Genomic DNA, 13,564 nt, shown 5'->3' on the forward strand with positions numbered 1-13,564 from the left:
GCATGCGTGAAACGCTTGGAACGTGGGTAAGGTTGGAATAGACTGTTGCACGCAAATCACGAAAGAGAGGAAACCTCCATGAGTGTGCGTGTATCCGGTAAACATATGGAAATCGGTGAAACTTTCCGTCAGCGCATTGAAGAGCAGGTCGGAGAGGCCGTAACCAAATATTTCGACGGAGGATATTCGAGCCAGGTTACCGTGGAAAAAGCGGGGTCGCGGTACAGCGCCGATTGCAAGGTGCACCTCGATACCGGCATGGCCTTGCAGGCGAACGGCGAAGCGAACGATCCCCTGGCGGCCTTCCAATCGGCCTCCGAACGGATCGAGAAGCGCCTGCGTCGGTACAAGCGCAAGCTCAAGGATCACCACAACGGCAACGGTCATGATGCCTTTGCAGAAGTGGCATACACGGTGATGGATTCGGTCCCCGACGAAGACGACGAGCTTCCCGAGGACTACGCGCCGACCATCGTTGCGGAAAGCACGAAGAAACTCAGGACCATGTCCGTCGCCAGCGCCGTCATGGCGCTCGACCTGACGGACGAGCCGGTTCTTCTCTTCCGCAGCGCCGGGTCGGAGCAGCTCAATATCGTCTACCGACGCAACGACGGCAATATTGGCTGGATCGACCCGGCCAATATCAAAGGCTGAGTGACGGGAGCGTGGCGCCGGGACGGGCGCCACGCCTCTTCAAACCTTCACCCAGCGCACGAGGACAAAAGCATGGCATTGGCAGGTTTGCTGCAGCAGAGTGCGATTATTCCGGCGATGAAGGCCAATTCCAAGAAGCAATTGCTTCAGGAACTGGCGACGAAAGCGGCAAAGATCACCGGGCTTCCGGAACGCGAGATTTTTGACGTCATCCTTCAGCGCGAGCGGCTCGGTTCGACCGGCGTGGGCAATGGCATCGCCATCCCGCACGGCAAGCTGAAGGAGCTTTCGCAGATCACCGGCCTCTTCGCGAGGCTCGAAACCCCCGTGGACTTCGAGGCGTTGGACGACCAGCCGGTCGACCTCGTCTTCCTGCTTCTGGCCCCGGAAGGTGCCGGTGCGGATCACCTCAAGGCCTTGTCGCGCATCGCCCGCGTGCTGCGCGACCCCGCAATGGTCGCAAAACTGCGCGCCTCCGACAGCGAGAGCGCCATCTACGCCTGCCTCAGCGAGGAACAGGCGTCGAACGCGGCCTAGAGCATTTCCAGCCGAAGCGAAGTCGCTTCGGCGTCGGAGAATGCGGTAAAAACAAAAATCTGGAGCATTTGCGCAATGCGCATTAAAAAACCGGCGGTTCTTGCGACCGCCGGTTTTTCTTTGTCCTGTCGCGGGATCAGGCCTGCGCGGCGTTCGCCTCGCCGGCGGGCTGCTTCGGGCCGCCCTTGGAAACGCCGACCATGGCCGGGCGCAGCACGCGCTCGCCGATGACGTAGCCGGCCTGCACGACCTGCACAACCGTGTTGCTGGCGACCTCGGGGTTCGGCACTTCGAACATGGCCTGGTGAAAGTTCGGGTCGAACTTCTCGCCGACCGGCTCGAGCTTGCGCACGCCATGGCGCTCGAGAGCGGCGAGCATGGAGCGCTCGGTCATCTCCACGCCCTCTGCCAGCGCCTTCAGCCCAGGGTCTCCCGCGGCCTGCGCTTCGGCCGGAATGGCATCCAGGGCCCGGCGCAGGTTGTCGGACACGGCCAGCATGTCACGCGCGAAACCGGCGACCGAATAGGACTTGGCGTCCTTCACGTCGCGCTCGGTGCGCCGGCGCAGATTGTCCATCTCGGCGGCGAGACGCAGGTACTTGTCCCTGAGATCGGCATTTTCCGCCCGCAGCATATCGACCGGATCCGGCTCTGCCGGGGCGTCCGCCTCCTCCGGCGCGAACGTGTCGGCGGCGATGGTGCTCTCGACCGCTTCGTCAGGTCCATGTTTCTTGTTCTCGTCGGTCATGACGTACTCCGAATTGCATCTTCCAAGGGGTTTGGCCCGATATCGAGCTTTGATCCCGAAAAATCAAGGGCCGATGCCCGGATTGCGGGCCTTCAGCGCGAAAGCCGCGAGATCAGCTGGGCCGTGTAGTCCACCATGGGCACGATCCGGGAATAGTTGAGCCGCGTCGGCCCGATGACGCCGACGGCGCCGACGATCTTGTCGTCGCCGTCGCGATAGGGCGCGACGATGAGCGAGGAGCCGGACAGCGAGAAGAGCTTGTTCTCCGAGCCGATGAAGATGCGCACGCCCGGCCCCGTCTCGGCGAGGTTCAGGAGCTCGATCAAACTGTCCTTGCGCTCCAGGTCGTCGAAGAGCATACGCAGGCGATCGACATCCTCCGCGCCCGCAAGGCCTTCCAGGAGGTTCGCCCGGCCGCGCACGATGAGCCGCGTCGGCTTGCCTTCGTCGAAGCCACCGGACCAGACCATCAGCCCGCGTTCGACGAGATCCTGCGACAGCTTGTCGAGTTCGCTGCTGATCTCGCCGCGCAGCCGCTCCAGCTGGGCGCGCGCCTCCAGCAGCGTGTTGCCGGCAAGGTGCGCGTTGAGGAAATTGGCGGCCTCGGTGAGCTGCGAGCTCGTGACGCCCGCCGGCAGCTCGATGATGCGGTTCTCCACCTGGTCGTGATCGCCGACCAGCACGACCAGCGCCTTGGTCGGCTCCAGCCGGATGAACTCGACATGTTTCAGGACGGCGTCGTTCTTCGAGGTGATGACGAGGCCGGCGCCGCGCGACATGCCGGACAGCGCCTGGCTCGCCTCGTTCATCATGGTCTCGACGGCCGAATGCTTCTGGCCGTGCGGGCGCACATGCCGCTCGATCGAGGCGCGATCCTCCGGCGAGATGTTGCCCACCTGCATGAAGGCATCGACGAAGAAGCGCAGGCCGAGCTGCGTTGGAAGACGGCCGGCGCTGATATGCGGCGAATAAATGAGGCCGAGTTCCTCCAGGTCGCTCATCACGTTGCGCACGGAGGCCGGCGAGAGCGACATGGGCAGGATGCGCGACAGGTTGCGCGAGCCGAGGGGCTCGCCGCTTTCCAGATAGCTCTCGACGATACGGCGGAAGATTTCGCCCGAACGCTCGTCGAGCGCCGCCTGACTGTCAGGACCCGGAGATCTCGTCAAAACCATCTTTCCGCTGCGCACCCTGTTATCCGACGGAATATAGTGATTTCGAAGGGCAGCGCAAAACGGATTTTCCCGCCGCGGTTTTCCGCCGCACGGCGTCAAAACGCAAACGCCGCGCCTGTCGCCATTCCCTCGCCCGGCGATCTGGTCTAAAGCAGCTTCCCAGATCATTCAGACAGGAGTTCGCGATGCGGCCGTCCGGCAGAAAAACCGACCAGATGCGCAAGGTTTCCTTCGAGCGCAACATTTCCAAGCATGCCGAAGGCTCCTGTCTCGTCAAGTTCGGCGACACGCATGTGCTCGTCACCGCCAGCCTTGAAGACAAGACGCCGCCGTGGCTGCGCAACAGCGGCAAGGGCTGGGTGACTGCGGAATACGGCATGCTGCCCCGCGCCACCGGCGACCGCATGCGGCGCGAAGCGGCCGCCGGCAAGCAGGGCGGCCGCACGCAGGAGATCCAGCGCCTGATCGGCCGCTCGCTGCGCGCCGTCGTCGATCTCGAAGCGCTCGGCGAGCGCCAGATCACCGTCGACTGCGACGTCATCCAGGCCGACGGCGGCACGCGCACGGCCTCGATCACCGGCGCCTGGATCGCACTCCACGACTGCCTGAAGTGGATGGAAGCCCGCAACATGATCAAGGTCGAGAAGGTCCTGAAGGACCATGTGGCCGCGATCTCCTGCGGCATCTTCGCCGCCCAGTCGGTCATCGACCTCGACTATCTCGAAGATTCCGCCGCCGAGACCGACGCCAACTTCGTCATGACCGGCTCGGGCGGGATCGTCGAGATCCAGGGCACGGCCGAGGGCAAGCCGTTCACGGAGGAGGAATTCTCCGGCCTGATGGCGCTGGCCCGCAACGGCATTGCCGATCTGGTCGGCATGCAGAAGCAGGCGATCGCCTGAGACAGGACTTGCCATGGCCGCCGCGATCGAAGGGATCCTCGAAACCGCGCTCTATGCGGACGACCTCGACGCGGCGGACGCCTTCTACGGCGGCCTGCTGGGGCTGGAAAGGATCACGCGGCAGGCCAACCGCCACGTCTTCTTCCGCTGCGGCGCCGGCGTGCTCCTGATCTTCAATCCGGCCGAGACCGTCGTACCGCCACCGCCCCAGGCCTTTCGGGTGCCGGTGCACGGCACAAGGGGGCCCGGGCATGCCTGTTTCCGCGTTCCTCGCGCGGACCTTGATTTCTGGGTGGAAAAGCTCGTAGAAGCCGGCATCACCATCGAAGCGGATTTCTGTTGGGCGAACGGCGCCCGCTCCATCTACTTCCGCGACCCCGCCGGCAACAGCCTCGAATGTGCCGAGCCCGGTCTCTGGAACATCGCTTAGGATCCTTATGCGCAAGCTCGACACCAAGACGATCGTCGTCGCCAGCCACAATGCCGGGAAGATCCGCGAGATCGAGGACCTGATCGGCCCCTTCGGCTTTTCCGCCAAATCCGCAGCCGAACTGAAGTTCGAGGAGCCGGACGAGACGGGCACGACCTTCGAGGAGAACGCGACGATCAAGGCGCTCGCCTCGGCCAGAGCCTCCGGCCTTCCCGCCCTTTCGGACGATTCCGGCCTCGTCATCGATGCGCTCGACGGCGCGCCGGGCGTCTACACGGCAAACTGGGCGGAAAGGGAAGACGGCACGCGCGATTTCGTGATGGCCATGGAGAAGGTGGAAAAGGCGCTCGCCGACAGGGGCGCCGCCGAGGCGAGGGACCGCACCGCGCGCTTCGTCTCCGTGCTCTGCCTTGCCTGGCCGGACGGCCATACCGAACTCTTCCGTGGCGAGGTGGAAGGCCATGTCGTCTGGCCGCCGCGCGGCACGCAAGGGTTCGGCTACGATCCGGTCTTCCAGCCGGAAGGCTACGCGACGACCTTCGGCGAGATGAGCGCAGAGGAAAAGCACGGCTGGAGGCCGGGCGACGCGGCCGCCCTGTCGCACCGCGCCCGCGCCTTCAAGCGCTTCGTCGAAACCTGCCTGACGGCCTGAGGCGGGATGACGGCGGTGCCCCTCGACATCCGGCAAAGCCCGGGAGCGGATATGCCCGAGCCTGGCTTCGGCGTCTACGTGCACTGGCCCTTCTGTGCCGCCAAATGCCCCTATTGCGACTTCAACAGCCATGTGCGCCACCAGCCGGTCGACCAGCCGCGCTTCGTGCAGGCGTTTCTCAAGGAAATGGCGACCATGCGTCGCCTCACCGGCTCGCGCACCGTCACCAGCATCTTCATGGGCGGCGGCACGCCCTCGCTGATGGCGCCTGAGACGGTGGACGCGATCCTCAACGGCATCGCGCGCCACTGGCATGTGCCCGACGGCATAGAGATCACCCTGGAGGCCAATCCCTCCAGCGTCGAGGCCGAGCGGTTCCGCGGCTATCGCGCCGCCGGGGTCAACCGCGTCTCGCTCGGCGTGCAGGCGCTGAACGACAGGGACCTGAAGTTCCTCGGCCGGCTGCATGACGTCGCCGATGCGCTGAAGGCGATCCGGCTGGCGCGCGACATCTTCCCCCGCATGTCCTTCGACCTCATCTATGCCCGCCCGAACCAGACGGTGGCGGAATGGGATCGCGAGCTGAAGGAAGCCGTCTCCTACGCCGTCGACCATCTCTCGCTCTACCAGCTCACCATCGAGGAGGGCACGCCCTTCTACGGCCTGCACAAGGCCGGCAAGCTGATCGTGCCGGACGGCGAGCAATCCGCCGTGCTCTACGAAGCGACGCAGGAGATCACCGAGCGCGAGGGCATGCCGGCCTACGAGGTCTCCAACCATGCCCGCCCCGGCTCGGAGAGCCGCCACAACCTCACCTATTGGCGCTATGGCGACTATGTCGGCATCGGCCCCGGCGCGCATGGCCGCCTGACGACGGGCGGCGCGAAGATCGCCACCGCCACGGAGCGCAAGCCGGAGGGCTGGCTGGCGCTTGTCGAGGCGGAAGGCCACGGCATGATCGACCAGGAGCTGCTGGAGCGCGAAGCCCAGGCGGACGAACTTCTGCTGATGGGCCTGCGCCTGAAGGAAGGCGTCGATCTCGCTCGCTGGCAGAGCCTTTCGGGCCGCGACCCGGACCCCGACCGCGAACAGTTCCTCATCGAGCACGGTTTCATCGAGCGGCTCGGTAATTCCCGCCTGCGCTGCACGCCGGCCGGCATGCTGATCCTCGATGCGGTGGTCGCCGATCTCGCCTGCTGACGCGCTTGGCGCATAGGCAGTAGGCAGTAGGCAGTAGGCAGTAGGCAGTAGGCAGTAGGCAGTAGGGACAAATCCAAAGACGGTAAGGCCGTCCATGCCCTATTGCCTAATTCCTACTGCCCAATTCCTACTCGTTGATCAGCCGCTTCAAAAGCTCGATCTCGTGGCTGAGCTTGGTGTCGCCCGAGATCAGCTCCTCGATCTTGCGCACGGCGTGCAGCACGGTCGTGTGATCGCGTCCGCCGAAGCGACGGCCGATCTCCGGGAAGGAGCGCGGCGTCAGCGTCTTGGAGAGATACATGGCGATCTGGCGCGGCTTGACGATGACGCGCGTGCGGCGGTTCGAGACCAGTTCCTGGCGCGAGACGTTGTAGTGTTTCGCCACCACGCGCTGGATGTCCTCGATGCGCACCCGGCGCGGCTCGCCGGCGGCGACGAGATGGCCGAGCAGTTCGTCGACGCGCTCGATCGTGAGGTTCGGCTCGAAGGAACGGCGGAAGAGCAGCTGATTGAAGGCGCCTTCGAGTTCCCGGCCGCTCGCCGTAATGTTGCGCGCGACATGGCTCAGAATCTCGACGGGAATGTCGAGCGAGCCGTCCTCCTGCTGCGCGGCGGCAAGGCGGCGCTTGAGGATCTCGAGGCGCATCTCGTAGTCCGGCGCTTCCATCTCGATGGCGACGCCGCCCTGCAGGCGCGAGCGCACCCGCGGATCGAGCGATTCCAGCTCCCAGGGCGCGCGGTCGGCGGCGACCACGACCTGCTTGGCGGAATCGAGCAGCATGTTGAGCAGGTGGCAGAACTCGTTCTGGATCGAATTGCCCTGCAGGAACTGCATGTCGTCGATGATCAGGAGATCGATGTTGCGCAGCGTCTCCTTGAGGGAGAGCGCGTCATTGTCGCGGATCGCGGTCGCGAAGCGCCACATGAAATATTCAGCCGTCAGGTAGACGACGCGCGGGTTGCGGGCGCTGGACAGCGCGCCGAGCGCGATCGCCTGGAGCAGGTGCGTCTTGCCGAGGCCGACGCTGGAATGGACGAAGAGCGGGTTGAAGCGCACGGCGCCGGCACCGGCTTCCGCGATCGTGCGGGCAGCGGCAAGGGCGACGCGGTTCGAGGTGCCCTCGACGAAGGCATCGAACGTATAACGCTGGTCGAGCGGCGAGCCGAAGAGCGGGCCGGAATGCTGCACGCGCGGCTGGGCCGCGACGGCAACCGATGCGGCAACGCTGGCGACCGGCTGCGGGCCGCCGGACGAACGGCGCGGCTGGGCCTGCTGCGGCGCGGCGGGCTCGACGGCGATGGCCTCCTCGACGGTGCCGGGGCGTATGCCGCGGGTCGCGGTTCGCACCAGGATCTCCACCTTGAGGATTTCGGAATCCTCCTGCTGGAACAGGCTGGTGATGAGATCGAGATAGCGATTGTTGATCCAGGACTTCAGGAACGTCGTCGGCACAGACAGGCGCACGACGCTCTTGGAGACGGAATGGACCTTCAGCCGACCGAACCAGCTCGCGAAGACGTCCGGACCGACCTGCGCTTTAAGGCGCGCACTGACCCGCTCGAAAATCGCGTCCTGCTTCATATCGGATGGAACCCCCGCCGCCTGCGCCCCTTCTTGCGGGAGCGCCTTGAGTGCTTTTTCCCCGTTTGCGAATGCACCAGTCGTTCTGGCCGTATTCACCTGCATCTTGCCGCCTTTCATGCTTCTTCGCCACGTCGGCATTCCTGCCGGCGCCTTTCATGTTTGCCATCCCCCGCCCGTGCCGAGTCATCGCCCGGTCCGGAATCTGGTGCCCCGGTCATGCCGACCCCCTACATTCGACACGACCCTGTTTCCCAAACACAATTCAGGCCCGTCGGATCCGTTGTCATGTCGGATCGTCAAGTCCCGTCTGTGACCGCGCCGCTCACTCCCTCGTCGAGCGTTCGGCGGGCATGCCCCCATCATCCGGCCATCCTCATGGCCACTGCAACCGGCGCAACCGATAGTCGCAAAAACACTCGCCAGTGTGCGGTGAGGCACCTGGGGCAAACGTTGCCGGTTGGATGATTTTACGAAGCGGAGCCGCTTCGTCACAGAGGACAAACAATCACCGCTGCCTTCATGAGACAGTCTTGCCGGCGATCATTTAAGGCTGTGTCCGCGCCCCCTGTGGAAAGCATTTAGGCAGGATCAGGCACCAAGATCAATCACGAATTTTACGCAAAATTAAGGGGCGGCCGTTGACTCGCAAGCGCGTTCCTGACTCGGAATCAGGAGGCCAAAGGAGAATCCGTTAGGAATCAATGGCTTTGTTTTCGGGTTGTTTTCGGGAGGGCCGGAAAACGAAAAAAATAAAAATTCGCTTGACTCAAATTGCTGTCAAACTCCCGCAACGAAAGGTAGGAGAACACCACCAGACCTCGCGCAAGTAACTGAATTTAAAGGATTTTCTTCGTCACGCTTTTGACACGATGAAGCCTTGCACATTAACCATAGCAGGGTCGAAAAACCAAAGAAAAAGCCCGGCGCAAGCGCCGGGCTTTTTCTAATATTGCATAGCTCGATGGGCTATCAGGCCGACATCGTCTTCACGCGGTTCGCCAGACGCGAGACCTTGCGGGATGCCGTGTTGGAATGGAGCACACCCTTCGTGGCGGCGCGCATCAGTTCCGGCTGGGCGGCCTTCAGAGCGGCGGCGGCCGAAGCCTGGTCGCCGGAGGCGATGGCCTCTTCGACCTTGCGGATGAAGTTGCGGACGCGCGAGCGGCGCGACTTGTTGACTGCGGTGCGCGCGGCGATCTTGCGGGTCGCCTTCTTTGCCGAGGTTGTATTGGCCATTTATGCCTCTCTTCAGAAATCTGACACAAACTCCACCCTCGCCGTGCCGGGTCACTGCGACCTGTCATCAAAGCAATTCGGGAGCAATATCGGAAAACCTTGGAATTCGGCTTTCCAAACTGTGGGCGGCGTATAGCGGGAAACCACGACGGCGTCAACGCGGATTCTGCAAGAAACGCCGCCCGGGGCATCAACGATGCCGGAAGGCCGGCTTGCGCTTCTCGATGAAGGCCGCCATGCCTTCCTTCTGGTCTTCCGTGGCGAAGAGCGCGTGGAACAGCCGGCGCTCCGCGCGCATGCCCTCGGCAAGGATGCTCTCGTAGGCGCATCCCACCGCCTCCTTCGCCAGCATGGCGGCGGGAAGGGAATAGCCGGCGATCTTCTCCGCCGCGGCCAGCGCCTCCTCCAGCAGCCTTTCCGGCGCCACCACGCGGGCGACGAGGCCGGCGCGCTCGGCTTCCTGCGCATCCATCAGGCGGCCGGTGAGGATGAGGTCCATCGCCTTCGCCTTGCCGATGGCGCGCGTCAGGCGCTGCGTGCCGCCCATGCCGGGAATGACGCCGAGCGTGATTTCCGGCTGGCCGAACTTCGCCGTCTGCGAGGCGATGATGAAGTCGCACATCATGGCGACCTCGCAGCCGCCGCCGAGCGCGAAGCCGCTGACGGCGGCGATCATCGGCTTGCGGCAGGCCGCCACGTCGTCCCAGCCGGCGGCAAGGTCCTCCATCATGGCGTCGGCGAAGCCGTAGGGCTGCATCTCCTTGATGTCGGCGCCGGCGGCGAAGGCCTTTTCCGAGCCGGTGAGGACGATGGCGCCGATGCCGGCATCCGCCTCGAAGGCGGCGAGCACGCCCTTCAGCTCGTCGAGCAGCTGGCGGTTGAGCGCGTTCAGCGCCTGCGGCCGGTTGAGCGTGATGAGCCCGACGCGCCCGCGCGTCTCCACCAGTAGGGTTTCGTAAGCCATGGTCTTCTCCTCCGTTTATTTCTGACAGGCGGCGCAATGGAAGGTCGAGCGTCCGCTCTGTACGATGCGGCCGATCGTGCCCGAGCAGCCGGGCGTGCGGCAAGGCTCCTTCTCGCGATCATAGACGGAGAAGGAATGCTGGAAATAGCCGAGCGAGCCGTCGGCGCGGATATGGTCGCGCAGGGTCGAGCCGCCCGCCTCGATCGCATCGGCGATCACCTGGCGGATCGCCTCGGTGAGGAGGACGAGCTCCTTCTTCGGCCTGCCCGCCGCCGTGACCAGCGTGCCCGCCAGCCGCTCCGGCGAAAGATGCGCGCGCCACAGCGCCTCGCAGACATAGATGTTGCCGAGGCCGGCAATGTTCTTCTGGTCGAGCAGCGCGGCCTTCAGCGGCGTCTGCCGGCCGCGGAATTTTGCCGCAATGTAGTCGGCGTCCATCGCGTTGCCGGTCGGCTCGGCGCCGAGATCGCGGAAGAAGGCATGGGCGGCAATATCCTCCCGCCGGGCGATATCCATGAAGCCGAAGCGGCGAGGATCGTTGTAGACGACGCGGCGCTCGCCCTCCGGCGTCTCCAGGTGGAAGACGACGTGGTCGTGGCGCGGGTCCTTGCCGCGGGGTATATGGAAATCGCCGGGTGGCTCCTCGCCCTCCACCCGGAAGGAGCCAGACATGCCGAGATGGGCGATCACCACGTCGCCGCCCTCGATGTCGATCAGCAGATATTTGGCCCGGCGGCCGAGCGAGACGACGCGGCGGCCGGACACCACCGCGGAAAAGGCGGGCGGGAAGGGGAAGCGCAGGTCGGGGCGGCGCAGCTCCGCCCGGCGGATCGTCGATCCCTCCATGACGGGGGCAAGGCCCCGGCGCACCGTTTCCACTTCCGGCAATTCCGGCATCGTCTTCTCCTTCGATTTAACCTTGAGCGCATTTGCCGCGGCGCGGCATTTCCCTCTCGGCAATCTATGTCCTATATACCCGGCGAAGCGGCGGGCAGTGTGCGTGAGATAGCGCGGCCCCGGCCAATTCGCTATGGTCTTTGCGGCAATCCGGCTGCGACAGACCGGCCCATGGAGACGACGATGACGGAACAGCGCACATCCGCGGACGGCGGCATGGAGACCTCCTACGGCTTCCGCGAGGTGCGGCAAGGCGAGAAGCAGGCGCTCGTCAACGACGTGTTCCACAAGGTCGCCAAGCGCTACGACATCATGAACGACGTCATGTCCGCCGGCCTGCACCGGGCCTGGAAGGACGCGATGATCGCAAGCCTCAATCCGCGCAAGGACCCGTCCTACAAGGTGCTCGACGTTGCCGGCGGCACCGGCGACATCGCCTTCCGCATCGTGGAGGCGTCCGACAGGCTGGCCCATGCCACCGTGCTCGACATCAACGGCTCGATGCTTTCCGTCGGCGCCGACCGGGCGGCGAAGAAGGGCCTTTCCGCCAATCTCGATTTCGTGGAAGCCAATGCCGAGGAACTGCCCTTCGAAAGCGGCAGTTTCGATGCGTATACGATCGCCTTCGGCATCCGCAACGTGCCGCGCATCGATGTCGCGCTGTCGGAAGCCTATCGCGTGCTGAAGCGCGGCGGGCGCCTGCTCGTACTCGAATTCTCCGAAGTGGAGATGCCGCTCCTCGACCGGTTCTACGAGACCTGGTCGTTCAAGGCGATCCCGCAATTCGGCAAGATGATTACCGGCGATGCCGAGCCCTACCAGTATCTCGTGGAATCGATCCGCAAGTTCCCCAACCAGCAGGATTTCGCGGCGATGATCCGCACCGCCGGCTTCTCCCGCGTCAATTTCACCAATTATACCGGCGGCATCGCGGCGCTGCATTCGGGCTGGAAGCTCTGAGCATGATGATCCGGTCGTCCTTCCAGCGGCACCGTTCCGCATGAGTGTTCTGAGCGCCTATCTCCGGCTCGCCCGCGTGGGCTGGGTTCTCATGCGCGAGGGCGTCGTCTCGGCCCTGCCGACGGAGGGCATGCCGCCGCTCGCCCGCACCGCCCATACGCTTGCCGGCCTCTTCGAGCGCCGCCGGGCGTCGAAGGAGGACCGCAGCGACCGCCTCGCCCGCGCCATCGAGCGCCTCGGCCCGTCCTATGTGAAGATGGGCCAGTTCCTGGCGACCCGGCCCGACGTCGTCGGCGCCGAGATCGCCGTCGACCTCTCCGCCCTCCAGGACCGCATGGCGACCTTTCCGCTCGAAGCGGCCGTTGCCACCGTGGTAGGCTCGCTCGGCCGGCCGCTCGACGACCTCTATGTGAATTTCGGCGATCCGATCGCCGCCGCCTCAATCGCGCAGGTCCACCCCGCCACGGTGCGCGACGCCACCGGCGAACGCAAGGTCGCCGTCAAGGTCATCCGCCCCGGCGTGCGCCAGCGCTTCGCCCACGACCTCGAAGCCATGTATGCCGCCGCGCGCCTCCAGGAGCGCATCCTGCCCAACACGCGCCGGCTGAAGTCGGTCGAGGTGACGCGCACGCTGGAGCAGACGACGAAGGTGGAGATGGACCTTCGCCTGGAAGCGGCCGCGCTGTCCGAACTCGGCGAGAACACCAGGGACGATCCCGGCTTTCGCGTGCCGAAGGTCGACTGGGAGCGCACGGGGCGCGACGTCGTCACCATGGAATGGATCGACGGCATCAAGATGTCCGACGTCGAGGGCCTGCGCGTCGCCGGCCACGACCTCGACAGGCTGGCCGACACGCTGATCCAGTCCTTCCTGCGCCACACGCTGCGCGACGGCTTCTTCCATGCGGACATGCATCAGGGCAATCTCTTCGTGGATTCCGGGGGCGTCATCGTCGCCGTCGACATGGGCATCGTCGGCCGGCTCGGCAAGAAGGAGCGTCGCTTCCTCGCCGAGATCCTCTACGGCTTCATCACGCGCGACTACCAGCGCGTCGCCGACGTGCATTTCGAGGCGGGCTATGTGCCCGCGCACCACGACACGGCCAGCTTCGCCCAGGCGATCCGCGCCATCGGCGAGCCGATCCACGGCCAGCCGGCCGAGACCATCTCCATGGCCAAGCTCCTCACCCTGCTCTTCGAGGTGACGGAGCTCTTCGACATGGAGACGCGCACCGAACTCGTCATGCTGCAGAAGACCATGGTGGTGGTGGAGGGCGTCTCGCGCACACTCAACCCGCGCTTCAACATGTGGAAGGCGTCCGAAGGCGTCGTCGGCGACTGGATCCGGGACAATCTGGGGCCGAAGCGGCTTCTGACGGACCTTCGCGACGGCGCGCATGCCGCCCTGCGACTGGCCGAGGCGGTGCCGGAAATCGCCGCCAAGGCGGAAAAATTCTCGCAGGACCTTACCAGCATGGCCGAGAAGGGTCTGCGTTTCGACGCGGAGACCGCCGAGGCGATCGGCAGATCAGAAGCTCGCCACAGCCGCTCCGGCCGGCTGGCCCTGTGGATCATTGCTGCAACACTCGTCTACATCGCCTGGAAGCTTGCCTGACGGGTTGCT

At 64.8% G+C, this 13,564-nt stretch carries 14 protein-coding genes; 8 read left to right on the forward strand and 6 right to left on the reverse strand.

Going from position 1 to position 13,564, the window contains the following annotated elements; genetic code table 11:
- Nucleotides 1-78: 78 nt before the first annotated feature.
- Nucleotides 79-654 carry a ribosome-associated translation inhibitor RaiA gene (gene raiA, locus AB3G45_RS24125; RefSeq protein ID WP_367832946.1) on the forward strand — a complete coding sequence of 192 codons (576 nt, stop codon included), beginning with the start codon at nt 79-81 and terminating at the stop codon, nt 652-654.
- 72 nt (nt 655-726) lie between these two features.
- A complete protein-coding gene (gene ptsN, locus AB3G45_RS24130) occupies nt 727-1,191 on the forward strand; it encodes a PTS IIA-like nitrogen regulatory protein PtsN (RefSeq protein WP_023516844.1) in 465 nt (154 codons plus the stop codon).
- Between the two features lie 136 nt (nt 1,192-1,327).
- Here the strand turns inward: ptsN and grpE are convergent, their stop codons facing one another.
- Both grpE and hrcA read right to left on the reverse strand, forming a co-directional pair.
- Nucleotides 1,328-1,939, reverse strand: coding sequence for a nucleotide exchange factor GrpE (gene grpE, locus AB3G45_RS24135; protein ID WP_367832947.1), 612 nt, complete (start codon nt 1,937-1,939; stop codon nt 1,328-1,330).
- Nucleotides 1,940-2,031: 92 nt separating this feature from the next.
- Entirely contained in the window at nt 2,032-3,108 is a 1,077-nt protein-coding gene (hrcA, locus tag AB3G45_RS24140; protein ID WP_367832948.1) for a heat-inducible transcriptional repressor HrcA, read from the reverse strand.
- A 191-nt stretch (nt 3,109-3,299) separates the two neighbouring features.
- Here hrcA and rph point away from each other — a divergent pair, with 191 nt between their 5' ends.
- From rph to hemW, 4 genes are read left to right on the forward strand one after another with little or no spacing between them, the layout of a single operon-like run.
- Nucleotides 3,300-4,016, forward strand: a complete 717-nt coding sequence (rph, locus tag AB3G45_RS24145) for a ribonuclease PH (protein ID WP_367832949.1) — start codon at nt 3,300-3,302, stop codon at nt 4,014-4,016.
- A gap of 13 nt (nt 4,017-4,029) precedes the next feature.
- Nucleotides 4,030-4,446 carry a VOC family protein gene (locus AB3G45_RS24150; protein WP_367832950.1) on the forward strand — a complete coding sequence of 139 codons (417 nt, stop codon included), beginning with the start codon at nt 4,030-4,032 and terminating at the stop codon, nt 4,444-4,446.
- A gap of 7 nt (nt 4,447-4,453) precedes the next feature.
- Nucleotides 4,454-5,098, forward strand: coding sequence for an RdgB/HAM1 family non-canonical purine NTP pyrophosphatase (rdgB, locus tag AB3G45_RS24155; protein ID WP_367832951.1), 645 nt, complete (start codon nt 4,454-4,456; stop codon nt 5,096-5,098).
- Between the two features lie 51 nt (nt 5,099-5,149).
- Nucleotides 5,150-6,298, forward strand: coding sequence for a radical SAM family heme chaperone HemW (gene hemW, locus AB3G45_RS24160; protein ID WP_367832952.1), 1,149 nt, complete (start codon nt 5,150-5,152; stop codon nt 6,296-6,298).
- 127 nt (nt 6,299-6,425) lie between these two features.
- Here hemW and dnaA read toward each other — a convergent pair whose 3' ends face one another.
- The 4 genes from dnaA to mutM form a co-directional block, all read right to left on the reverse strand.
- On the reverse strand, nt 6,426-8,000 hold the full coding sequence (gene dnaA, locus AB3G45_RS24165; protein ID WP_367832953.1) for a chromosomal replication initiator protein DnaA: 1,575 nt from the start codon (nt 7,998-8,000) through the stop codon (nt 6,426-6,428).
- Between the two features lie 852 nt (nt 8,001-8,852).
- Nucleotides 8,853-9,119 (reverse strand): 30S ribosomal protein S20, encoded by a 267-nt coding sequence (rpsT, locus tag AB3G45_RS24170; protein ID WP_023514010.1) that lies wholly within the window; start codon nt 9,117-9,119, stop codon nt 8,853-8,855.
- 190 nt (nt 9,120-9,309) lie between these two features.
- Nucleotides 9,310-10,083: an enoyl-CoA hydratase gene (locus AB3G45_RS24175; protein ID WP_367832954.1), complete on the reverse strand. Its 774-nt coding sequence runs from the start codon at nt 10,081-10,083 to the stop codon at nt 9,310-9,312.
- Between the two features lie 15 nt (nt 10,084-10,098).
- On the reverse strand, nt 10,099-10,980 hold the full coding sequence (gene mutM, locus AB3G45_RS24180) for a bifunctional DNA-formamidopyrimidine glycosylase/DNA-(apurinic or apyrimidinic site) lyase (RefSeq protein WP_367832955.1): 882 nt from the start codon (nt 10,978-10,980) through the stop codon (nt 10,099-10,101).
- A 183-nt stretch (nt 10,981-11,163) separates the two neighbouring features.
- Between mutM and ubiE the strand changes: the two genes are divergently transcribed.
- Both ubiE and ubiB read left to right on the forward strand, forming a co-directional pair.
- Entirely contained in the window at nt 11,164-11,940 is a 777-nt protein-coding gene (ubiE, locus tag AB3G45_RS24185) for a bifunctional demethylmenaquinone methyltransferase/2-methoxy-6-polyprenyl-1,4-benzoquinol methylase UbiE (protein WP_367832956.1), read from the forward strand.
- Nucleotides 11,941-11,980: 40 nt separating this feature from the next.
- Nucleotides 11,981-13,555 (forward strand): 2-polyprenylphenol 6-hydroxylase, encoded by a 1,575-nt coding sequence (gene ubiB / locus AB3G45_RS24190; RefSeq protein WP_367832957.1) that lies wholly within the window; start codon nt 11,981-11,983, stop codon nt 13,553-13,555.
- Nucleotides 13,556-13,564: the final 9 nt, after the last annotated feature.

The sequence above is a fragment of the Shinella sp. S4-D37 genome (assembly GCF_040812195.1).
GTDB lineage: Bacteria > Pseudomonadota > Alphaproteobacteria > Rhizobiales > Rhizobiaceae > Shinella.

Excerpts from the sequence above, each read along its gene's own strand:
- hemW (WP_367832952.1), top strand. The coding sequence starts at position 5,150 with ATGCCCGAGCCTGGCTTCGGCGTCTACGTGCACTGGCCCTTCTGTGCC.
- AB3G45_RS24175 (WP_367832954.1), bottom strand. The coding sequence starts at position 10,083 with ATGGCTTACGAAACCCTACTGGTGGAGACGCGCGGGCGCGTCGGGCTC.
- grpE (WP_367832947.1), bottom strand. The coding sequence starts at position 1,939 with ATGACCGACGAGAACAAGAAACATGGACCTGACGAAGCGGTCGAGAGC.
- raiA (WP_367832946.1), top strand. The coding sequence starts at position 79 with ATGAGTGTGCGTGTATCCGGTAAACATATGGAAATCGGTGAAACTTTC.
- rpsT (WP_023514010.1), bottom strand. The coding sequence starts at position 9,119 with ATGGCCAATACAACCTCGGCAAAGAAGGCGACCCGCAAGATCGCCGCG.
- ubiE (WP_367832956.1), top strand. The coding sequence starts at position 11,164 with ATGACGGAACAGCGCACATCCGCGGACGGCGGCATGGAGACCTCCTAC.
- dnaA (WP_367832953.1), bottom strand. The coding sequence starts at position 8,000 with ATGAAAGGCGGCAAGATGCAGGTGAATACGGCCAGAACGACTGGTGCA.
- ptsN (WP_023516844.1), top strand. The coding sequence starts at position 727 with ATGGCATTGGCAGGTTTGCTGCAGCAGAGTGCGATTATTCCGGCGATG.
- rdgB (WP_367832951.1), top strand. The coding sequence starts at position 4,454 with ATGCGCAAGCTCGACACCAAGACGATCGTCGTCGCCAGCCACAATGCC.
- mutM (WP_367832955.1), bottom strand. The coding sequence starts at position 10,980 with ATGCCGGAATTGCCGGAAGTGGAAACGGTGCGCCGGGGCCTTGCCCCC.
- AB3G45_RS24150 (WP_367832950.1), top strand. The coding sequence starts at position 4,030 with ATGGCCGCCGCGATCGAAGGGATCCTCGAAACCGCGCTCTATGCGGAC.
- ubiB (WP_367832957.1), top strand. The coding sequence starts at position 11,981 with ATGAGTGTTCTGAGCGCCTATCTCCGGCTCGCCCGCGTGGGCTGGGTT.
- rph (WP_367832949.1), top strand. The coding sequence starts at position 3,300 with ATGCGGCCGTCCGGCAGAAAAACCGACCAGATGCGCAAGGTTTCCTTC.